The sequence below is a fragment of the Amycolatopsis ponsaeliensis genome, from assembly GCF_030182635.1.
Classification (GTDB): domain Bacteria; phylum Actinomycetota; class Actinomycetes; order Mycobacteriales; family Pseudonocardiaceae; genus Amycolatopsis; species Amycolatopsis ponsaeliensis.
Genome location: NZ_JAPZLD010000003.1, coordinates 32159 through 52657, shown reverse-complemented (window position 1 = coordinate 52657; position 20499 = coordinate 32159). Strand labels below are relative to the sequence as shown.

Below are 20499 nucleotides of genomic sequence, written 5' to 3'. Positions count from 1 at the left end.
TCACTCCAGACTTTCCCGCAGCTGCCGCTTCAGGATCTTCCCCACCGGGTTGCGGGGCAAGGCATCGGCGTACTCGAGGCGTTCCGGCAGCTTGAACGCGGCCACCTTCTTCTCGCGCAGGTACGCGACCAGCTCGTCGAGCGACGGCTTCCGCGCGCCCGGCACGACGATCGCGCACACGCGCTCCCCCATGACGTCGTCGGGCACGCCGACGACCCCGACGTCGGCTACGTCCGGGTGCCCGGCGAGCAGGCCTTCGACCTCGGCCGGCGAGATGTTCATGCCGCCGCGGATGACCAGGTCCTTCATCCGGTCGACGTACCGCAGGAACTCGCCGCGCTCGCCGGCGATCTCGAAGACGTCGCCGGTGCGGAAGTGCCCATCCTCGTCGAAGGACGCCGTGTCCAGCGGCTCGCCCATCTCCCTGAGATAGCCGGCGAACACCGTCGGCCCCGCGATGTGCAGCTCACCGGGGCGCCCGGGTTCGGTCACCCGCTCGCCGGTGACCGGGTCGTGCAGCCGCACCGACGTCCAGCCGGCGACGGGCGTCGACCACGTGACGCCGGAGGCGTAGTTCGGGAAGTAGCTCGCGCGCTGGTCCGGGTCCGGGATGTCGACCGGACCGGACAGCAGCGCGGTGCCTTCGTTGGAGCCGAAGAAGTTGATGATGTCGATGCCGTACCGCTCGGCCCAGGTGCGCACGAGCCACGGCGAGAGCGGCGCCGAGCCGGACCCGATCTTCCGCAGGGCGGAGATATCCACTCCGGACAGGATCTTTTCGTTGTGCAGCAGCATGGTCAGCAACGCGGGTGGCGCGAGCGTGTACGTCACGCGTTCGGCCGCGAGCTGTCCCAGGAACACCGGCAGGTCGAACGGGTGGTGCGGGACGAACACGGCGCCGGTCAGCAGCCACGGCAGGAACATCCCGCCGATGCCGGCCATGTTCGTCATGGGGAACGGCGACAGCAGGACGTCGTCGCGGGTCATCCCGGCGGCCTGGGCGCAGCCGCCCGCCGTGGCGAGCCAGTCGCCGTGGCAGCGCGGGACCGCCTTCGGCTCGGCTTCGGTGCCGGACGTCCAGCAGATCGTCACGCAGTCGTTGACGTCGGTGTCGAGTTCGGACAGATAGGCGTCCAAAGTGGATTGGTCCGCCGTGGACAGTGGTGCTTCGGGCCAGGCCAGGGCGCCGGCCGGTTCGTCGTCCCCCCGGGCGACGACGAACCGGACCGACGGCGCCGAAGCGCCTAGCCCAAGGGCCGCCCCGGCGAGCTCGTGCTCGCCGTATCTGGATGCGGTCACCACCGCGACAGCCCCGGTGCGCCGGCACATCGGACCCATCTCGTGCTCCCGATAGGACACCGGGAACGGGGTGACCACGGCACCGAGCCGGACGATCGCGAGGAACGCCTGGACCAAAGCCGAGCAGTTCGGCAGCTGCACGGCCACGACGTCACCTGCTCGCACCCCTCTGGCGAGCAGGAACGCGGCCAGGACGTCGACACGTTCGTCGAGCCGGTTCCAGGTCCACCGCACCGGGTCGCGTCCGACCAGTGCGGTGGTGTTCGGTGGATCGACCAGCGCGAGACCCTCCGGGTCGGCACTGACCCGCTCCTTCACGAGCCGGTCGATCGTCTCCGCACTCCACCATCCCCGCGTCCGGAAATCCCGGGCGCGACCCTCTCGATGGCATCTCATGAACGGAGGTTTTCCAGCTGGTCCGCCCGGACCCAGGTCGCGTGAAAACCGAGCGGAACCCGCTGGGGCAACAGGACCCTGGCCACGGGTCCGGCAGCGAGGTCGGCGGCGTCAAAGATGTCCAGTTCCGAGCGTCCCTCACGCTCGTCCTGCACGAACGTCACCAGATAACCGTCCGCCGAATCGACGGATGCGCCATCGCGGGGTGCGAAGGGCGCCTCACTGCCCCACCGACCTGGACCGAACCGGTATTCGGTCTTGGAGCCGGCAAGATTGTCGTAGCGCACGAGCCCGTCGAACTTCAGCGTCGACTCGGGCGAGATGTGCACTGCGTAGGAGTACCGGTTCCGCGCGCCGACCCTGCGGGAGTCGACGGTCGGGAACTCGGTGTTGGCGTCGTCGAGCGGCGTCTCGCGGCACGCGCCGGTCCGCATGTTGAAGCGGTAGCGGTGCAGCTGGGCGTCGAGCCGCAGGTAGGAGAGCATCTTCGCGAGCGGCGTGTGCGCGTCGGCCCGCGGGGCCGGCTTGCGCACGCGGCAGACGTCGAGGATGACCTCGTCGCCCTCTTCCCAGGCGTTGACGACGTGGTAGATGTAGCACGGGCTCGCTTCGAACCACCTGATCTGGCTACCGTCTCCGTAGCGTGGCAGTACGCCGAAGCGGCTCGGCATCGAGCGGTCGAAGTGCAGCTTGTGGCGGCCCAGTTTCGCGGCTTGGGCGTCCTGGACCAGCGGCAGGTCCATCAGCACCGCGTAGTGCTCGGTGATGGCCATGTCGTGCGGCAGGCGCGGGCCGGGCAGCTCGATCTCGGTGGTCTTGACGACCTGGCCGTCGGCGCTGATCACGCCGTAGCGCAGGTAGGGCGGGCGCGGGCCGTAGTCGAACCAGAACAGTTCGCCGGTGGCCTCGTCCACCTTGGGGTGGGCCATCATGTCGCCGACCAGCGTGCCGAGGAAGTCTTCGGCGCCCAGCGTCTCGAGCGAGAGCGGGTCGATGCCGTACGGCGAGCCGCAGAGGTACCAGGTCGCGAGGACGCGGCCGCGGTGGAAGACGACGTCGGTGTTGGCGTTGTCCTTGAGGCCCAGGCCGTGCGCGTTGCCGAAGGGGTTGTCCTTCGGGTTCTCCATGACGCCGGTCCAGAGGCCCTTGCCGGCCTCGGACTCGGCCTCGAAGGCCTTCGTGCGGACCCAGCGGTTGCGGTAGCGCGCCTTGCCGTTCTCCAGGTGGACGGCGTGGATCATGCCGTCGCCGTCGAACCAGTGGTAGCGGCCTTCCGGGGCGAACCGCGGGTTGGGGCCGTTGCGCAGGTAGACGCCGTTGAGGTCCTTCGGGATTTCGCCGATGACCTGCAGGTCTTCCGCGTCGATCTCGGTGTCGACCGGGGCGTAGACGCCGAGCAGGTAGGGATTGGCCTCGCCGGTGTCCGCCGTCCGGGCCACCATCAGCGGCTGTTCGGAGGTGCTGGTCATCGGGCTTCTCCCTGGATGTCGGGCTCACCGCGCTGGCTGATGAGGACGAGACTATGATTTGTGTAGTCAGGTGTCAATAGGCTTCTTTTGCTGTAGTCAGGTGTACGCTGAGGCAGCGAGTTACAAGGGGGATTTCGGTGACCGAGGCGACTGCGCAACGCATCCGGCCGGCGGGGGATCCGCTCCGGAGAGCACTCGAACTGGTCGGTGACCAGTGGACGCTGCTCATCCTGCAGAGCCTGTTCCTGCGCTTCCGGCGTTACGAGGAGCTGCGGCTGCGGCTGGGCATCTCGCCGACGGCGTTGTCCGGGCGGCTGCGGGACATGGTGGAAGCGGGCATGCTCACGCGCGTCCCGTACCGCGACGCGCGCCGCACGCGCCACGAGTACCGGCTCACCGAGCGCGGCCTGCAGCTGTGGCCGTTGCTGATTTCGATCTGGGCCTGGGAGCGCGAGTGGGTCGAAGGCCGCCGCGAGGTGCTGCCGACGCTCATCCACCTCGACTGCGAGCTGGCTACATCAGCGCCCCTCGGCTGCGGGGCGTGCGGCCGCCGCGTAGACGCGCGTGACGTGCGGGCTTCGCGGCTGGACAGCACCGGCGTCGCGGCGGCGACGGCGTCCAAGCGCTTCCGCCGCAAGGACGCGGAATCCCTGGCCGGCGACCCGATGATGTTCTTCCCCGACACGATGGAACTGCTGGGCGACCGCTGGTCGACGGGGCTTTTGGTGTCCGCGCTACTCGGCTGCCGGCACTTCTCGGAGTTCGAGCGCGAGCTGGGGATCGGACCGAGCGTGCTGTCGGCCCGGCTGAGCAAGCTCGTCGAGGTCGGCGTGCTGCGCACCGGCACGGCCAAGACCCGCACGGACGCGCGCGACTACCGGATGACGGCGAAGGGGCTGGCGTTCTTCCCGGCGCTGGCGTTCATCGCGGAGTGGTCGCGCGGGTTCGAGGTGGCGGGCCAGGAGCCGGACATCACGCTGCACCACGTCGAATGCGGCAACCGGCTGCAGCCGATGCTGCTGTGCGACCACTGCGGCCGGCCGCTGACCCGCAAGTCGGTGCAGTTCGGCGGAGTGCCGACCCCCAAACGCTGAGCGGGTGACCAAATCGACTCGCCAAGCGGTTTGTCTGATGCCAGGCTGGAGCGGTCACACGTCGTCAGTTCCGGAGGTAAGCATGAGTGAACCGAATCCGTCGCCCAGCGGCGAGGAGGACGACGTCAAGCGCAAGTTCCGGGAGGCGCTGGAGCGCAAGCAGGCCCACACGCGGTCGGGAGCATCCCACGAGACCGGCAGCGGCAAGAACCAGCACGCCCACGGCCCGGCGGCCAACAAGAGGACGTTCCGCCGCAAGAGCGGCTGAGGTTTCCGCCTCGAAGGCCCCCGCCGCTCGCGGTGGGGGCCTTCTGCGTGTTCCGGGCCGGCCGAATGGCCATGAGGGGCACCCTCATGGCTCTTATGTCCATGAGGGTGCCCCTCATGGCTCGGGTCAGGGCGTGAACTCGCCCAGGTGGTCCAGCACCACGAACTCACTCGCCGGGCTCGCCGCCGCCACCGCTTTGCGCAGCACCTCCAAGCCGCCGTTCGGGTCCTTCGCCTGGCCGAGCGGCAGGTCGAAGTCGTCCCAGTGCGTTGCCGCCACGTGCGCGGGGTTGCCGAGCGTGCGCAGGAGCCTCGGCACGTACTGCGTCACCTTCGCGCCGCCCACCGGCACGCACACCACGTCCGGGCGCAACCCCGCCAGCTCGGACTCCACGTAGTTCGAGCCGCCGAAGTCCAGGACGCTCGCTCCTCCGCCCGTCACCTGATACGCGAGCGTGCCGCCCTCGAGCAGGTCCTCGATCACCCGGGGACGGTCGCGGCGGGACAGCGGCCGCGAGCCGGGGAACGGCACCCGGGCCCGCTCGCCCGTCGCCGAGTGCAGGGACCTCAAGACGCGGATCGAGTAGCCGTCGAACGTCAGGTCCTCGCCACCGCTCGCGATCGACAGCTGGTCTTCCGGCGCGCCCAGCGCCGCCATGAGACTCAAATGGGTCTCGGTCCCGATCACCGTCGCTCCGGTGCGGTGGGCCAGGTAGGGGACGTCGGTGAGGTGGTCGTAGTGGCCGTGCGTCACGAGGATGTGGTCCGCGCGCAGCTCGCCGCGGTCGACGTAGCCGTCGATCAGCGCCTTGTTCACCGAGAGCGGGGTGCGCGGGTCCGCGCCCGCCGGCGTGTACGTGCCGGTCTTGAACCGCGTCAGCCACGGGTCGATGAGGACCGTCTTGGTCCCGGTCGAGCCCGGCACGCGGATCTCCCAGCCGTTGTTCCCCCACCACCGCAGCGTCATCCGCGACGTCCCCTGGCGCGCCGGCGCCGCCGAAGCCGCCGAAACCCCGGCGAGGATCGTGGCCGCCGCCGCGCCCGCGCCGAAGAGCCCCCGTCTGCTGAGTCCTGTGTTCATGACGCGCACTCGACCACGGCCCCGGCTGCGCTGTCCAAGATCGGGACGTCGGCATGTCGATATGCGGACGGGTATCGTCGCAGCGTGGACCACCTCCGTTCGCTGCGGTACTTCCTCGTCGTGGCCGAGGAACTGCACTTCGGCCGCGCCGCCGACCGGCTCGGCATCGCGCAGCCGCCGCTGAGCCAGCGGGTGAAGCGGCTCGAAGCCGAGCTGGGCGCGAAGCTGTTCGACCGCGGCCGCCGCGTCACGCTCACCGAAGCCGGCGAAGTGCTACGCGCCGAGGCCCGCGACCTGCTGAGCCGCTGGGACCGCATGACGGCGCTGGTCGCGAAGGCCGAGCGCGGCGAGATGGACGCCCTGCGCGCGGGCGTGCCGCCGGAGCTGCCGGGACGGGTGCTCGCCGCGATCCTCACGGAGTTCGCGGCGCAGCACCCCGCCGTCCGGCTCGACCTGCAGGAGCTGACCACCGCCGAGCAGGCCCGGCTCCTGGCCGACCGTGAGCTCGACGCCGGGCTCCTGCAGCTGCCGGTGGACGTCGTGGGACTGGACCTCGGCCCGGCCGTCGACACGCCGCTGGGCGTGGTCCTCCCCCGGGATTCACCGCTGGCGCGCCGGTCCGAGCTGGCCCTCGCCGACCTCGCGGGGGAAGGCCTGGTGCACGCGCCCCGCGCGGCCGCACCCGGGAGCTACGACGCGCTGCTGCGCACGTGCTGGGACCACGGCTTCCGCCCGGCATCGATCCGGCACGCGCGCAACCCGGAGTTCGTGCTCGGCCTGGTCCTGGCCGGGCACGGGGTGGCGTTCGAGCCGCGCGCCCGCAAGGAACCGCGGGTGGTCTGGCGGCCGCTGACCGACCAGGTCCTCCGGGAACGGACGGCGTTCGCCTGGCCATCGACGAGCCCGCACCCGCAGGCGGCGAAGCTGGCCGAGATCGCGGCGGGGGTACTCAGGGACGACGGGGTTTCGCGTCTGGTGCCGCCGGACCCGGGCGGCGCGCGGCCGTGGGACGTGTTCTACGAGCGCAGCTGACGGCGGCCGGCGCTCCCCCGCCCATCCCTGGGGGGCGTCCCCGAGTCCAGTCTATTGGCGGCCACCGACGAAACCGCCGGTCCGGCTCTCCGGTGGGCCAGGTATCCACAACACGACAAGGCTGTGGACAACCGCCGCCGCGCTACGAGCGCAGCTGATCCACCGCCGCTCGCGCCGCGTCGCCGATTGCGCGGTCGATGTCCGGGCGTCGCAACGTCTCCGCGCCGCCGACCGTGAACACCGCGATCGCATAGGAAGCCCCGTCCGGGTACGTCACGATGCCGATCTCGTTGCGGATCCCCGGCATCGTGCCCGTCTTGGCCGCCACGACCACCTCCGGCGGGAATCCCGCCGTCAGCCGATGCCAGCTCACCTGCGCCGACATCCACTCCAGGACCTGCGCCCCCGGCCCCGGATCACTCCAGATCGCCGCCAACAGAGAAGTCATCTCGCGCGGAGTAGTCGACGAAGTCCGCAAAGGATCCAGCGCCCGCAACGGAACTCCCGCGGCCGTGTCATCGATGATCGTGCGCAGCAGATCCCGCGGTGCGCCGATGACGGACGTCCGGGACAAGCCCAGCTCCGCCAGCAACGACCGCACGTTCTCCACGCCCACGCGGTCGAACAGCAGGTCCGCGGCCGTGTTGTCCGATACCGACAACGCCAGCAGCGCCGCGTCTCGCAAGCTGTACGCAACGTCGTCGGCGAACCCCGCCGAACCGCTGCCGCCCAAGCGGTCGGCCGCCGAAGCGCGCACCCGGTCCGTCGGGTCCAGCTGGCCCGCCGCCACCTGCCGGGCGAACTCGAACGCCAGCGCCACCTTCACCACCGAAGCCAGCACGACCGGCGCGTCGGCGTCGACCCCGACACAAACAGGGGAACCGAGACGGCGGGCGTGCAGGAAGCCCCGCACGCCCGCCGCCGCGAAAATGTCTGAAGGACTCACACGGTCATGATGGACCGCAGCCGCCCTACCTCCGCCATCCGGCGCTCCGCGAGGCGGTCGGCCGCCGTCGCCGGGGGCACGCCGTCGGTGTCCGCCAGCGCGAACACAGCCTTCGTCGTGTCGAAGATGGCCGTCGTCTTGCGCTTGGCGCGCTCGAAGTTGAAGCCGTGGCGCTCGTCGTCCACCTGGATCACGCCGCCGGCGTTGACCAGGTAGTCCGGCGCGTACAGGACGCCGCGGTCGGCGAGCTGCTTGTCGATGCCCGCGTGCGCGAGCTGGTTGTTCGCCGCACCGCACACAATGCGAGCACCCAGCACCGGCACCGTCGAGTCGTTCAGGACGCCACCGAGCGCGCACGGCGCGAAGACGTCCAGCTCGGCGCGCACCAGGGTGTCCACATCGGACACCACCTGAGCGGAAGGGTAGATCGCGCGGGTCCGCGAGATCGCCGGCTCGTAGACGTCGGTGATGGTCACCTGCGCACCGGCGTCCACGAGGTGCCCGACGAGGATGTGCCCGACCTTGCCGACACCCGCCACGCCGACGCGCTTGCCGGCCAGGTCCGGGCTGCCCCAGAGGTGCTCGGCCGAGGCACGCATGCCCTGGAACACCCCGAACGCCGTCAGCACGGAGGAGTCGCCGGCGCCGCCGTCCTCGGGCGAACGGCCGGTGACGAAGTCGGATTCGCGGGCGACGATGTCCATGTCCTGCACGTACGTGCCCACGTCGCACGCCGTGATGTAGCGGCCGCCCAGGGACTGCACGAAGCGCCCGTACGCGCGCAACAGCGCTTCGGACTTGAGCGTCTTCGGGTCGCCGAGGATGACGGCCTTGCCGCCACCGAGGTCGAGCCCGGCCAGCGCGTTCTTGTACGCCATGCCCTTGGACAGCGCGAGCACGTCGTCGAGCGCGTCTGCTTCGGTGGCGTAGGGGTGGAAGCGCGTCCCGCCCAGGGCGGGTCCGAGCGCGGTGGAGTAGATGCCGATGATGGCCTTCAGGCCACTGGCCTGGTCGTGGCAGTACACGACCTGTTCGTGCCCGGTGCCCCGGGCGAACACTCCTTCGGTCACGGTGGTGACTCCTTTGTCTCCCGCGCCCGGTTCGTGGCCGGGACGCGCTCCAAGGGTGGCAGGAGGCCGGGGCGGAGGTCGTCCGCCCGAGTGCTTCCCGGCACCAACCTAGATCCCTTCCGATCACCGGACCAGTGCAGGTCCCGGGATACGGACGAGTAACGCGGAGATCAGCCGCCGATCACCTTGCCGAGCGCGTTCATCGCCGTCTCGAGCTGCGTGTCGGAGAGGTACGGCGCCGGCCCGAAGCGCAGGTACGGCCCCCGGCTGTCGGTGCGGACACCCTGGGCGGCCAGGGCCGCCTGCAGGCCGCCGGCGTCGGCACAGCGCAGCGAGAGGAACCCGCCGAGCCGGTCCAGCGGCACCGATTTATCCCGCGTGACGACGTCCGCAGGCAGTGTCAACTGGTCGAACACCGACGCGAGCAGGCCCACCTGGTGCTGCGAAACCTCGCGCAGGAACTCCGGCGTGAGGCCCTGCTCGGCGAAGAACCGCTGGACCCGGGCGCCGCGGTAGTGGCTGGCCGGGTCGTAGGTCGCGCCGGCGAACCGGTCGCCGCCGGTGGCGTAGGCGACCTTGCCCGGTTCGCGCTCGTCGGCGAGCGCGCCGAACTCGGCGTACCAGCCGGTGATCACCGGCCGCAGCTCCTGGGCGTGCGCGGGCAGCCGCAGGAAGCAGTTGCCCTCACCGAGCTGCAGGTACTTGTAGCCGCCGCCGAGCACCCAGGCGTTGGTGAGCCCGAGGTCGTGCAGCGCGAACGGCACGACACCGACCGCGTGGTAGGCGTCGACGACGAGCTCGATCGACCGGTCACGGCACGAGTCGGCCAGGTGCGCGAGCCCCGGGACCAGCCGCGACGTCTCGAACAGCACGGCCGAGACGAGCACCGCGGCGGTGTTGTCGTCCACTTCGGCCGCGACGCGCTCGGCGAGCGTCGTCACCGGGTCCAGGGGCACCCGCACGACCTCGACGCCCTCCTCTTCGAGGCGGGCGAGCTGACGGCGCAGGGTGTGGAACTCGCCTTCGGTGGTAACCAGGCGTGGTCTTCGCGGCAGCTCCATCGCCGACAGGAAGCGCAGCACCAGGTCATGCGTGCTCGCGCCGAGGGCGTACTCGCCGTGCGGGTCGCCGAGCAGCAGGCGGAACCCCGCGCGCAGCTCGTCGGCCTTCGCGAAGGCACGCTCCCACTTCTCGTCGACGTCGCGGGCGGCGTCCGCGAAGGACTCCCGCAGGCCCTCCTCCGCGACGTCGGGCCACGCCTGGTGCGAATGCCCGGACAGCAGCAGGCGTTCGGCCACCCCGAACCGGGAGTAGTGCGGGGCGAGCGCGTTGTGGTCACCGCGCAGGTCGTCCAAAGTGGTCACAGTCGGCTCCGTACGGCCCAGAGATCCGGGAACATCGGCTGGAAGAGCGTGGTACGCAGGTAGGTCGCGCCGGATGATCCTCCCGTCCCGGTCTTGTCGCCGATGGTGCGTTCGACCATCTTCACGTGCCGGTAGCGCCACTCCTGCATCCCTTCATCGAGATCCACCAGACATTCCGCGACGACCGACGGACCGCCGTCGTCGCTGTACACGTCCAGCAATATCGCCTGCAGGGCCGGGGAGGGCTCCACCGGTCGAGTGACGTCTCGGTCACACCCGACCGCGTAGCCAGAAACCTTGAGGTACGCGAGAAAAGAGTCGAACAACGACGGCCGCGCCATCGCTTCGGCAATGCGTTTCCGCTGCTCGCCGCCTTCGGGGTAGTGCGCGAACACGTGCTCGTCACGCCGCCCGAGCACGGCTTCCAGCTCGCGGAACTGGGCCGACTGGAAGCCGCTCGAAGCGTCCAAACGGGTGCGGAAACTCGTGAACTGGCTGGGGGTCATGGTTTCCAGCACGTCGATCTGCGCGACGGCGACCTTGAGGATCGTCAGGATCCGCCGCAGGATCCGGATCGAGTGCGCGGTGTTGCCCTTTTCGAGGTTGCGCTGGAGGAACTCGGCCTCGTGGAGGATCTGCTTGAACCACAGCTCGTACACCTGGTGGATCACGATGAACAGCAGCTCGTCGTGCTCGTCCGAACGCGGGCGCTGGGCTTCCAGCACCTCGTCCAAGGCGAGGTACGAGGTGTAGCTCAGGGCTTCCTGAGTCGCTTGGCTGGTTTCGGTCATCCCTGGGTCACCTCGTCGAAATGGCGCTGAGCGGCCGGAGCCAGCGCGGTGTACAGATCGTGGAACAACTCGACCGCCGCCGCCCGGTGATCCGGCGCGGGCACCAGGTCGGCGGGCAGTTCGGGGTCGAGCGAGGGGAACGCGCGGAACGTGTGCACCAGCCGCGTGCGGACGTCGAACGCGGTCTTGTCGGGCAGCTCCTCGCCGGAGTGACCGCTGAACTGCCCGACGAACGCCGTGTAGCGCGCGGCGAGGTCGTCGAGGTCCCAGGCCCGGCCGGCGAAGCGGCGGACGTCGAGCGCGGCCGAGGGCCGGCCGAGCAGCAGCCCGGCGTGCTCGGTGACGTCCAGCTCGCCGAGCAGGGCGACCACCTCGGCCTCGCGGTCGTGCGGGGCGATCCAGGTGCCGTCCTGGTAGGGCCCGAAGCCGAGGAACCGCAGCCGCCTGACCAGGCGTTCCCGTGCCTGGCGGCGGCTCTCCGGGATGCTCTGCCACAGCACGGTCCACTCGCCGGCGGGACGCTCGCGGCGGCCGAGGGAGAAGATCCGGTGGTCACCGTCGGCGAGCAGCGTGACGGTGCGGCGCGTCAGCGAGTAGTGCACGGTGCGGCCCTCGCGGTGGCGCTGGAGCAGGCCGCGGCGCACCACGCGGGTGAGCGCGATCCGGGCCGCGCCGTCGGAGAAGCCCAACTCGGCGAGCGCCGCGACCAGGCCACCCGACCACACCCTGCGGGTCTCGCGCGGGTGCACGTAGCTGCCCAGCAACGTCACGACCAGCTCCTGGGGGCTGGCGTCGAAGGCGTCTCCGGGCATGGCACAACTCTATACACCTCAGGCCGCTGCGGTGTAGCTTGATTTGCGTGACGTACTTCGCGGACCTCAGCTCGCGGCAGGTCGCAGCCCTGGCGGACGGCGCACGCACGCCGGTGCTGCTGCTCCCCCTGGGCGCGATCGAGCCGCACGGCCCGCACGCGCCGCTGGGCACGGACCCGCTGATCTCGCGCGGGATGTGCGAGCGCGCGGCCGAGCGGCTGGCGGCCGACGAGGACGTCCACGTGCTGGTCCTGCCCGAGGTGCCGTACGGCGTGACGCGGTTCGCGGCCGGGTTCGCCGGCGGTGTCCACATCGGCGAGGAGACGCTGCACTCGCTGCTCGTCGACATCGGGGCGGCGCTGATCGGCCAGCGGCTCCGGCGGATCCTGCTGGTCAACAACCACTTCGAGCCCGCACACCTGGTCACGCTGCGGCGCGCGGCCGAGACGCTGAACTTCGCCTACGACGGCCGCGTCGCGCTGCTCGACCTGGTCCGGCGGCGCCACGCGCAGCGGCTGACCGAGGAGTTCCGCTCCGGCGAGTGCCACGCGGGCCGCTACGAGACGTCGCTCGTGCTCGCCGACCGGCCCGAACTGGTCGACCAGCCGCTGATGCGGACGTTGCCGCACGTGCCCGTGAGTCTCGCTTCGGCTCCTGAGGATGGTGGCTTCCGCGAGATGGGGATGACCGAGGCGTACTGCGGTTCACCGGCCGAGGCGACCGCGGAAGAAGGCACTTCAACGTTCTCGACCTTGACCGATCTGCTGGTGGAAGCGATCCGGGAGCTGGCCCGTGACTGAGCCGTTCAACCTCGCCACGCATTTCCTCGACCGGCACGTGGCTTCGGGGCGGGGCGATCGGACCGCCCTGTTGGTCGGGGATCGTTCGGTGAGTTACGCGGAACTGGCCCGGCTGACCAACCGCGTCGGCAACGTGCTGCTCGACGCCGGTGTCCGAAGAGGACAGCGCGTGCTGCTGGCGCTGAGCGACGGCGACGAGTTCGTCGCGACCTGGTACGGCGCGCAGAAGATCGGCGCCGTCACCGCGGAGGTCTACCCGTTCCTGCAACCCAAGGACTACGCGTACTACCTCGGCTACACCGAGGCCGTCGCGGTGATCGCGGACGCCGTCACGCTGCCCGCTCTTCGTGAAGCGGGCGCTACCGGGCTTTTGGTCACCGGGGTGCCCGAAGACGAACTGCTTCCGGGCGAGCGTCCATTCCGGACACTCGTCGACGCGGCTCCGGACTCGTTGGAAGCCGCACCGACCACTGTGGACGACGTCGGGATCTGGAAGTTCACCACGGGCAGCACCGGCGCGCCCAAGGCGTGCGTACATCCCTTGCGCAGTGCGAAAGAGAGCTTCGAGCGGTACGCCGTCCAGGTGCTCGGGCTACGGGAGGACGACCGGGTGCTCGCCGTGCCCAAGCTGTTCTTCGGCTACGCGCGCGACCTCGTGGCGCTGTTCCCGTTCGGCGTCGGCGCGGCCGGGATCGCGTTCCCCGAGCGCAGCACGGCGGACCTGATGTTCGAGCTGATCGCCCGCCACCGGCCGACCGTGCTGGTGAACGTGCCGACGATGATGAGCGCGATGGTCGCGCACCCGGCCGCGGCTGCGCAGGACCTGAGCTGCCTGCGGATGACGACGTCGGCCGGCGAGGCGCTGCCGCCGGAGCTGCACCGGAAGTGGGACGCGATGTTCGGGGTGCCGGTGGTGGACGGGATCGGCTCGTCCGAGGCGTACCACATCTACCTGTCGAACCGCCCGGGCTCGGCGCGGATCGGAACGCTCGGCACCGAGGTGCCCGGCTACACCGCGCAGGTCGTCGACGAACTCGGGAATCCTTTGCCCGACGGGGAAATCGGGCCGCTGCGGGTCACCGGGCCGACGATCGCGCTCGAGTACTTCGGCGATCCCGAGAAGTCCGCGAAGACGTTCGACGGCGACACGCTGACGTCCGGTGACCTCTTCAGCCGTTCCGAGGGATTCTTCCGCCACCACGGCCGCGCCGACGCGCTGCTCAAGGTCGGCGGGGTGTTCGTCGCGCCCGGCGAGATCGAGGACTGCCTGCTCGGGCACCCTTCGGTGGTGGACTGCGCGGTGGTCGGCCAGGAGGTCGACGGGCTGGTCGTGCCGCGCGCGTACGTCGTGCTGCGGGCCGGTGCTTCGGTGACCGCGGACGAGCTGAAGACCCACGCGAAAGACCGGCTGGCCAAGCACAAGTACCCCCGCGAAGTGGTGTTCATGACGGAACTTCCCCGTACGGCCAACGGAAAGCTCGACCGGCGCACCCTGGCGGGCCGGTCGTGAGCCGCCTGGTCGTGGTCACCGGCGGCACCCGCGGCATCGGTGCCGCGATCGCGGCGCGGTTCCGTGCTTTGGGGGACGAGGTGCTCGCGCCGGGTCGCGCCGAATGCGACGTCACCGACGAGGACGCCGTCGCGGCTTATTTCGCGGCGGCGGGGCCGGTGGACGTGCTGGTGAACAACGCCGGGATCTCTTCGAGCGCGCCCCTTTCGAAGACTTCGCTGGACGACTGGCGGTCGCAGATCGAGGTCAACGCGACCGGCGCGTTCCTGTGCACCCGCGCGGTGCTGCCGGGGATGCGCTCGCGGGACCGCGGCCGGATCGTCACGGTGGCGTCGACGGCGTCGCACGTCGGCTACCGCTATACGGCCGGGTACACGGCGTCGAAGCACGCGGCGGCCGGGCTGATGCGGGCGGTCGCGGCGGAGCTGGCCGGCACCGGCGTCACGGCGAACGCGGTCTGCCCGGCGTTCGTCCGCACGGACATGACGGCGACCTCGGTGGCGCGCATCCAGGAGCGCACGGGACGCGCTTCGTCCGAGGCGGAGGCGGCACTGGCGGCGGCGTCCCCGCTCGGCCGGCTGCTGGAACCTTCGGAGGTGGCGTTCGCCGTCTCCTTCCTGGCGGCCCCCGAAGCCGCCGCGATCAACGGCCAGACCCTCGTACTCGACGGCGGAGGAATCCAGACATGAGCCCGTTCCGCGCGACCGCACCGCTGACGAAGGAGTGGGAACACTTCGAGTTCACGGTTTCCGACGGGGTCGCCACGGTGACGTTCACCCGGCCGGAGAAGCTGAACGCGTTGACGTTCGACGTCTACGCCGACCTGCGGGACCTGGTGCTGGAGCTGCCACAGCACGAAGACGTGCGCGTGCTGGTGATCACCGGGCAGGGCCGCGGGTTCTGCTCCGGCGGCGACGTCGAGGAGATCATCGGCGAGCTGCAGAAGTTCGAGACGGCGGAGCTGCTGGAGTTCACGCGCATGACGGGCGCGGTGGTGAAAGCGCTGCGCGAGTGCCCGCTGCCGGTGATCGCGGCGGTCAACGGCGTGGCGGCGGGCGCGGGGTCGGTGATCGCCCTGGCGAGCGACTTCCGGCTGCTGGCGGAGTCGGCCAAGTTCGCGTTCCTGTTCACGAAGGTGGGCTTGGCGGGGGCCGACATGGGTTCGGCTTATCTCCTGCCGCGGCTGGTGGGCTTGGGTCGCGCGACCGAGCTGCTGATCCTGGGCGACAAGGTGTCGGCTTCGCGTGCGTCCGAGATCGGGTTGGCTACTCAGGTGGTGCCGGACGCCGATCTGGCTTCGACGGCTACCGCGTTGGCGCGCCGGCTGGCGGACGGGCCAGCGCTGGCGTACGCGACGACGAAGGTGCTGCTGACCCGCGAACTGGACATGGACCTGGGTAGTGCCATCGAGCTGGAGGCGATGACCCAGGCGTTGCTGATGACGGCGAAGGACCACAAGGAGTTCTACGCGGCGTGGACCGCGGGCCGCGAGCCCCGATGGACGGGGCGTTAGGGGACGACCTGGGCGAGGCCGATCAGGTTGCCCTCGCTGTCACGGAACCACGCCGCGCGCTCGCCGCTGCCCTTGCTCGGGTAGTTGCCCCGGATCTCCACGATGCCGTCGTCGCCGTACTCCTCGAAGACCACCCCGCGCTCGCGCAGGGCCGCGACGGTCGCTTCCAGGTCGTCGATGTAGAACCCGGCCTGGGTGAAGGACCCGTCGGACGCGCCCGCCGACGCGTACAGGCAGAAGACTCCTGACGCCCCTTCGTAGCGAAGTCCGCCTTCGCGCTCCTCGACCGGCTCGAGGCCCAGCTTCTCGCTGTACCAGCGCCGGGCGCGCTCGAGGTCCTGGGTGGGGAGACGCGATTCGAACCGGAAGTCGGTCAGCATTGCGTCACCGCGATCGCGTCTTCCTCCAGCGAACCGAAGTACAGCTTCCCCTGCCACTCCCGCACGCCCACCAGCATGTGGAAACCGTCGATCTCCCCACGCAGCTCGCGCTCCACCTTGCCTTCCGCCGATACGCCCAGGACGCCCACTTCGCGGCCGGGACTCGGCTGCAGCGACGTCGGGAGCGCCCGGACGCCGGCCCGCAGGAACGCCGGCAGGCGGCGCACCACGTCCAGTGCCGGCACGCGCGGGGATGCCTGGGTGATCCAGATCAGCCCGTCCGAGCCCGTCGAAATGTTGTCCGGGAAGCCCCACAGGTCCTCGATCAGCACGTCCCGGTGACCGTCCGAGAGCCGGACGCGGGACACGCTGAACGCGCCCGTCTCCGCCACCGCCACGAACGACTCGTCCGGGGGCAGCGCCACGCCGTTCGCGAACTGGAGGCCGTCCAGGAGCAGGTCGATCGAGCCGTCCGGGGAACGCCGCAAGAGCCGCCCGCCCGCCGTCTGCTCGATCAGGTCGTCGCGCCAGTTGTCGATGCCGAAGCGGCGCGAAGAATCCGTGAAGTACACCGTCCCGTCGGACGCCACCGCCGCGTTGTTGCAGAACACGAAGTCCAGGCCCAAGGCGGAAGTGGCCAAGGTCGACGGCTTGCCACCGGCCAGCGGCACCACCAGCAGGCCCGCCCGCGCGTCGCAGATCAGCAGCTCGTCCTCGCCGTACAGCTCCAGCCCCAGCGGCCGCCCGCCCGTGTCGGCGATGACGTCGATGCGCCGGCCGTCCGGGGACACGCGCAGGATGCGCCCGTCGTCGACGCCGGCGTAGATCCGGCCCTCGCCGTCGACCACGACGTCTTCCGGGCCGTGCCCGTTGACCGGGATGACCGTGACCTCGCCGAACCGCATCGGACGTCTCCTACCGGTAGGTCAGCAGCGAAGCCGCTTCGGCCTCGAAGTGCGGCTGTTCGTTGAACGACAGCATAGTGACGCCGCCGCGGCCGGACACCAGCTTCGTGATGCCGCCGTTGACCGTGACGCGGTTGAGCTTGAGCAGCCCGGCTTCGGGCGTCCCCATCAGCAGGCCGCAGATCGTGGCGATCACGCCGCCGGAGGTGAACACGACCGCGTGCTCGCCCTTGCCCAGCGACGCCACCAGATCCTCCAGAGCGGAACGGCAGCGCGCGAGGAACGCGGGCCACGTCTCGGCGCACGGCCCGCCGTCGCCCGCCGAGATCCACGCCGTCAGCGCCGCGTCCAGCAGTCCTTGGTACGCGCGGGAATCCTCCTGCGGCGCGCCTCCGGCGTGGTGCCGCGCGATGTCGACGTGGTCGTACTCGTTCCAGCGCGGGTCCTCGACGACCGGGACGTCGGTGCCGACGACCTTGAGCGCCGTCGCCGCGGTGTCCCGCTGCCGCGCGAGCGTTCCCGATCGGACCTGGCTGAAGGAGACGGTGCGCCGCAGCAGCTCCGCACCGACCACAGTGGACTGCTCGAACCCGCGTGGGGAAAGCGCGTCGTAGTCCTCCGCACCGAACGACGCCTGCCCGTGCCGGACCAGGTAGATCGCGCCCACTCAGACCCTCCCCTTCGCGATGATCTCCCGGCAGCGCCAGTCCAGGTAGCCGACGAACTGCCAGAAGTCCTTGAACGCCGGGTTGCGGGTGGCGCCGTCGTGGTAGCGCCGGTACAGCTGCTGCAGCACCGCGGCGAGCCGGAACAGGCCGTAGACCTCGTAGAACCGCCAGTCGTCCACGGAAAGCCCGGTCCTCTCGGCGTACCGCGCGACGAACTCCTCGCGCGTGAACGTCCCCGGCAGGTGCGTCGGCTGGCGGCGGCTCGCCTGCATGACGTCGTCGTCATCGGCCTGGACCCAGTAGGCGAGCATGCTGCCCAGCTCCATCAGCGGGTCGCCGAGCGTGGCCATCTCCCAGTCGAGGACACCGGCGATGTTCAGCGTCTCCGGGCCGTCGAGGACCAGGTTGTCGAGGCGGTAGTCGTTGTGGATCAGGCAGATCTTGACCTCGCCGGGCTGGTTCGAAGCGAGCCACGTGCGGACCTCGGCGAAGTCGCCGACGTTGTCCGTGCGGGCCGCGGCGTACCGGTCCGACCAGCCGCGGATCTGCCGTTCGACGTACCCCGCGCCCTTGCCGAGGTCGGCCAGCCCGGCCTTCTCGACGTCGACGGCATGCAGGTCCACCAGCCGGTCGACGACCTTGCCCGACAGCGCCCGCGCCTGCTCCGGCGTCAGCGTCATGCCCTCGGGGAGGTCGCCCCGCAGGATCAGGCCGTCGAGCTTCTCCATGACGTAGAAGTCGCCGCCGAGCACGGCCGGGTCGTCCCCGAACGCCAGCATCCGCGGCACGTACGGGAACACCGGCCGCAGCGCGTGCTGCACCCGGTACTCGCGCCGCATGTCGTGCGCCGACGCCGCTTTGTGCCCGGCGGGCGGGCGGCGCAGGATCAGCTCGCGGTCCGGGTAGGTCAGCAGGTACGTCAGGTTCGACGCGCCGCCGGGGAACTGCCGCACGCTCGGCGGCCCGGCGCCGAGGCCCTCGACCCGCGCGGCCAGCCAGGCGTGCACCGCGGCCGCGTCGAAGGCGTCTTCTTCGCGCACCTCGACCGTGGTCACGCGAACCTCCGCAGGATCGAAGCCGGCACCACGCGCATCGCGAGGCTCAGCGGCACCCACGGCCACGCCGGGACGTAGGCCCGCGCCCGCTCGGCTTCGACCGCCTTGACCAGCGCCCGCGCGCCGGTCTCGGCCTTGGCCAGCAACGGGTTCCGGCCGATCCGGTCGTTCATCTCCGACTCGATGTAGCCCGGCCGGATGTCGGTGACGGTGATGCCCTTGCGCTTGAGCTCCAGCCGGGTGCCGTCGACGAACGCCGAGATCCCGGCCTTCGACGCGGCGTACGCGGTCAGGTTGCCCGGCAGGCCGCGGATGGCGCTGAACGACGAGACGACGGCCAGGTGGCCGGTGCCCTGCTCGCGGAAGATCCCGGCGGCGGCCTCGATCTGGGCGGCGGCCGCGACGAAGTTGACCTCGAGGGTCTGCCGGTTGGCGTCGAACCGGCCCTTCCCGACCGGCTGGCCCTTCCCGAGCCCGGCGTTCACTATCACCCGGTCGAGGGACCCCAGCTCGGCGCGGAACTCCTCGAAGACGGTGAAGACGCTGTCGTGGTCGGTGACGTCGAGCTTGCGCGTGACGACCGTGATCCCGGGGTGCGCCGCGGTCAGCTCGGCCGCCAGCTTTTCGAGCCGGTCGGTGCGCCGCGCGCAGAGTGCGAGGTTGCGCCCTCTCGCCGCGAACTGGCGGGCCATACCTTCGCCCAAACCGCTGCTCGCGCCGGTGATCAGGATGTTCTGCCGGACCGTCATGGACGGGATGCTACCCGGAAGTAATAAGACCGGTGGCCCGGCGCTGGGGGCGTCGCCGGGCCACCGGTCATCGCGCGGCCGCCCGGCCGGTCGCACAACGCGGCCGGGTGAGCCGGAGCCGTTGTCCACGGCTGTCGCCCGCTCCCGGATGGGCCGTGAGGGGGGAGGCGGAGCCACCGGCGCGGGCAAGTCATACAAGCGCGTCCGCCCAGGCCGGGGCAATGGTTCACAGTTGCCAGTACTAGCCCGTTCGCCCGAGTGGACCCCGGGTCACCGGCCACCGGCCACCCCGGCGATGAGGGCGGAAGATCCTGCTAACGTGCACCGTGTCGGGGATCGTCGGGGGACGTTACGGGGCGGGTCGGCAATGGCGGGCAGCACGGCGGGCGGTCAGCAGGGTGAGCGCACCGCGTTCGCCACCCACCTGCGCGCGGCCATCGCGACCAGCGGGCTCTCCCTCGACCGGATCCAGGCGCGGCTGCGCGCCCGCGGCGTCGTCGTCAGCGTCACCGCACTCAGTTATTGGCAGTCCGGCAAGCGCCAGCCCGAGCGGCAGAGCTCGCTCTCGGCCGTCCGCACGCTGGAAGAAATCCTCGACGTCCCCGCCGGGTCCCTGCTCGGGCTGCTGCCGCCGCCCCGGCCCCGCGGTGGAGCCGGGAAGCGCCAGGCGGGCGGCGAGCCCATGACGTTCCCCCTCGAAACGCTCCAGCCGCTGCTGGACAAGGTCGGTGCGCCGGACGCGCTCGAGCGCCAGCATCCGCTCAAGCTGGTCGGGCTGCACGACCTGTGCGAGATCGCCGCGGACGGCGGCCAGCGCGCGGTCACCGCGCGGGCGGTGTTCCAGGCGGGCGCGGACGGCCAGGACCGCTGGCTGCTCGTCTACACCCAGGACGACCCGGCCGCCGGCGCGCCGGAGCTGCACGCGGTGCGCAACTGCCGGGTCGGGCGCGCCGAGACCGACGAGGCGCACGGCCTGATCGTCGCCGAGCTGATCTTCGACCAGCCGATCGACCGCGGCGAGACGCACCTGATCGAGTACACGCTGACCAACGGCGGGCCGCCGTACCCGGAGTGCCGCAACACGTACTACCGCGAGTTCCGGCGCCCGGTGCGGGAGTACCTGCTGGAGGTCCGGTTCGCCCCGGGCACGGCGCCCGAGCGCTGCTGGCAGTACGCCCGCAACGGCGGCACGGGCTCCCGCACCCGCCGCCAGTTGAAGCTCGACGGCGGCGACGGCGTCCACGCGGTGGCGCTGGACTTCGGCCCCGGCGTCTTCGGCATCGACTGGGACTGATCCA

General features: G+C 70.8%; 21 protein-coding genes. 8 read left to right on the top strand and 13 right to left on the bottom strand.

Translation table 11 applies throughout. The features are described 5' to 3' along the window. On the bottom strand, window positions 1-1695 hold the full coding sequence (locus QQ657_RS05485; RefSeq protein WP_350310639.1) for a class I adenylate-forming enzyme family protein: 1695 nt from the start codon (window positions 1693-1695) through the stop codon (window positions 1-3). After that, on the bottom strand, window positions 1692-3164 hold the full coding sequence (locus QQ657_RS05480) for a carotenoid oxygenase family protein (protein WP_284740956.1): 1473 nt from the start codon (window positions 3162-3164) through the stop codon (window positions 1692-1694). The genes QQ657_RS05485 and QQ657_RS05480 overlap by 4 nt, the downstream gene beginning before the upstream one ends. A gap of 137 nt (window positions 3165-3301) precedes the next feature. Between QQ657_RS05480 and QQ657_RS05475 the strand changes: the two genes are divergently transcribed. Both QQ657_RS05475 and QQ657_RS05470 read left to right on the top strand, forming a co-directional pair. Continuing rightward, window positions 3302-4258, top strand: a complete 957-nt coding sequence (locus QQ657_RS05475) for a winged helix-turn-helix transcriptional regulator (RefSeq protein ID WP_284740955.1) — start codon at window positions 3302-3304, stop codon at window positions 4256-4258. 82 nt (window positions 4259-4340) lie between these two features. Continuing rightward, complete coding sequence (locus tag QQ657_RS05470; RefSeq protein WP_284740954.1) at window positions 4341-4526, top strand: DUF5302 domain-containing protein; 186 nt, start codon at window positions 4341-4343, stop codon at window positions 4524-4526. Window positions 4527-4652: 126 nt separating this feature from the next. On the opposite strand, the gene QQ657_RS05465 is transcribed toward QQ657_RS05470, so the two are convergent. Beyond that, window positions 4653-5606, bottom strand: coding sequence for an MBL fold metallo-hydrolase (locus QQ657_RS05465; protein WP_284740953.1), 954 nt, complete (start codon window positions 5604-5606; stop codon window positions 4653-4655). Window positions 5607-5690: 84 nt separating this feature from the next. Here QQ657_RS05465 and QQ657_RS05460 point away from each other — a divergent pair, with 84 nt between their 5' ends. Further along, window positions 5691-6638 (top strand): LysR substrate-binding domain-containing protein, encoded by a 948-nt coding sequence (locus tag QQ657_RS05460; RefSeq protein WP_284740952.1) that lies wholly within the window; start codon window positions 5691-5693, stop codon window positions 6636-6638. A gap of 142 nt (window positions 6639-6780) precedes the next feature. On the opposite strand, the gene QQ657_RS05455 is transcribed toward QQ657_RS05460, so the two are convergent. From QQ657_RS05455 to QQ657_RS05435, 5 genes are all read right to left on the bottom strand, one after another. Beyond that, window positions 6781-7584, bottom strand: a complete 804-nt coding sequence (locus tag QQ657_RS05455) for a serine hydrolase (RefSeq protein ID WP_284740951.1) — start codon at window positions 7582-7584, stop codon at window positions 6781-6783. Beyond that, window positions 7581-8654: a Glu/Leu/Phe/Val dehydrogenase dimerization domain-containing protein gene (locus tag QQ657_RS05450; RefSeq protein ID WP_284740950.1), complete on the bottom strand. Its 1074-nt coding sequence runs from the start codon at window positions 8652-8654 to the stop codon at window positions 7581-7583. The genes QQ657_RS05455 and QQ657_RS05450 overlap by 4 nt, the downstream gene beginning before the upstream one ends. A gap of 170 nt (window positions 8655-8824) precedes the next feature. Beyond that, complete coding sequence (locus QQ657_RS05445; RefSeq protein WP_284740949.1) at window positions 8825-10018, bottom strand: kynureninase; 1194 nt, start codon at window positions 10016-10018, stop codon at window positions 8825-8827. Continuing rightward, window positions 10015-10809, bottom strand: a complete 795-nt coding sequence (locus QQ657_RS05440) for a tryptophan 2,3-dioxygenase (RefSeq protein WP_284740948.1) — start codon at window positions 10807-10809, stop codon at window positions 10015-10017. The genes QQ657_RS05445 and QQ657_RS05440 overlap by 4 nt, the downstream gene beginning before the upstream one ends. Beyond that, window positions 10806-11621, bottom strand: a complete 816-nt coding sequence (locus QQ657_RS05435) for a PaaX family transcriptional regulator (RefSeq protein ID WP_284740947.1) — start codon at window positions 11619-11621, stop codon at window positions 10806-10808. Before QQ657_RS05435 ends, QQ657_RS05440 begins: the two co-directional genes overlap by 4 nt. Before the next feature lie 47 nt (window positions 11622-11668). On the opposite strand from QQ657_RS05435, the gene QQ657_RS05430 reads away from it, so the two are divergent. From QQ657_RS05430 to QQ657_RS05415, 4 genes are read left to right on the top strand one after another with little or no spacing between them, the layout of a single operon-like run. Then, window positions 11669-12421 carry a creatininase family protein gene (locus QQ657_RS05430; protein WP_284740946.1) on the top strand — a complete coding sequence of 251 codons (753 nt, stop codon included), beginning with the start codon at window positions 11669-11671 and terminating at the stop codon, window positions 12419-12421. After that, complete coding sequence (locus QQ657_RS05425; protein WP_284740945.1) at window positions 12414-13931, top strand: benzoate-CoA ligase family protein; 1518 nt, start codon at window positions 12414-12416, stop codon at window positions 13929-13931. Before QQ657_RS05430 ends, QQ657_RS05425 begins: the two co-directional genes overlap by 8 nt. Then, entirely contained in the window at window positions 13928-14620 is a 693-nt protein-coding gene (locus tag QQ657_RS05420) for an SDR family NAD(P)-dependent oxidoreductase (protein ID WP_284740944.1), read from the top strand. The genes QQ657_RS05425 and QQ657_RS05420 overlap by 4 nt, the downstream gene beginning before the upstream one ends. Then, window positions 14617-15444, top strand: coding sequence for an enoyl-CoA hydratase family protein (locus QQ657_RS05415; RefSeq protein WP_284740943.1), 828 nt, complete (start codon window positions 14617-14619; stop codon window positions 15442-15444). The genes QQ657_RS05420 and QQ657_RS05415 overlap by 4 nt, the downstream gene beginning before the upstream one ends. Here QQ657_RS05415 and QQ657_RS05410 read toward each other — a convergent pair. Genes QQ657_RS05410 through QQ657_RS05390 form a run of 5 tightly spaced genes read right to left on the bottom strand, consistent with a single transcriptional unit; the run spans window position 15441 to window position 19201 of the window. Further along, window positions 15441-15824, bottom strand: a complete 384-nt coding sequence (locus QQ657_RS05410) for a VOC family protein (protein WP_284740942.1) — start codon at window positions 15822-15824, stop codon at window positions 15441-15443. The two genes, QQ657_RS05415 and QQ657_RS05410, sit on opposite strands and share 4 nt — an antisense overlap. After that, the gene (locus tag QQ657_RS05405) at window positions 15818-16729 is read right to left on the bottom strand and encodes an SMP-30/gluconolactonase/LRE family protein (protein ID WP_284740941.1); all 912 of its coding nucleotides are present in this window, start codon (window positions 16727-16729) and stop codon (window positions 15818-15820) included. Before QQ657_RS05405 ends, QQ657_RS05410 begins: the two co-directional genes overlap by 7 nt. Before the next feature lie 10 nt (window positions 16730-16739). Continuing rightward, a complete protein-coding gene (locus tag QQ657_RS05400) occupies window positions 16740-17396 on the bottom strand; it encodes a histidine phosphatase family protein (protein ID WP_284740940.1) in 657 nt (218 codons plus the stop codon). Then, the gene (locus tag QQ657_RS05395; protein WP_284740939.1) at window positions 17397-18452 is read right to left on the bottom strand and encodes a phosphotransferase family protein; all 1056 of its coding nucleotides are present in this window, start codon (window positions 18450-18452) and stop codon (window positions 17397-17399) included. It lies immediately after the preceding gene. After that, entirely contained in the window at window positions 18449-19201 is a 753-nt protein-coding gene (locus QQ657_RS05390; RefSeq protein WP_284740938.1) for an SDR family oxidoreductase, read from the bottom strand. Before QQ657_RS05390 ends, QQ657_RS05395 begins: the two co-directional genes overlap by 4 nt. 367 nt (window positions 19202-19568) lie before the next feature. On the opposite strand from QQ657_RS05390, the gene QQ657_RS05385 reads away from it, so the two are divergent. Next, complete coding sequence (locus tag QQ657_RS05385) at window positions 19569-20495, top strand: hypothetical protein (protein ID WP_284740937.1); 927 nt, start codon at window positions 19569-19571, stop codon at window positions 20493-20495. The last annotated feature ends 4 nt before the right edge of the window (window positions 20496-20499 follow it).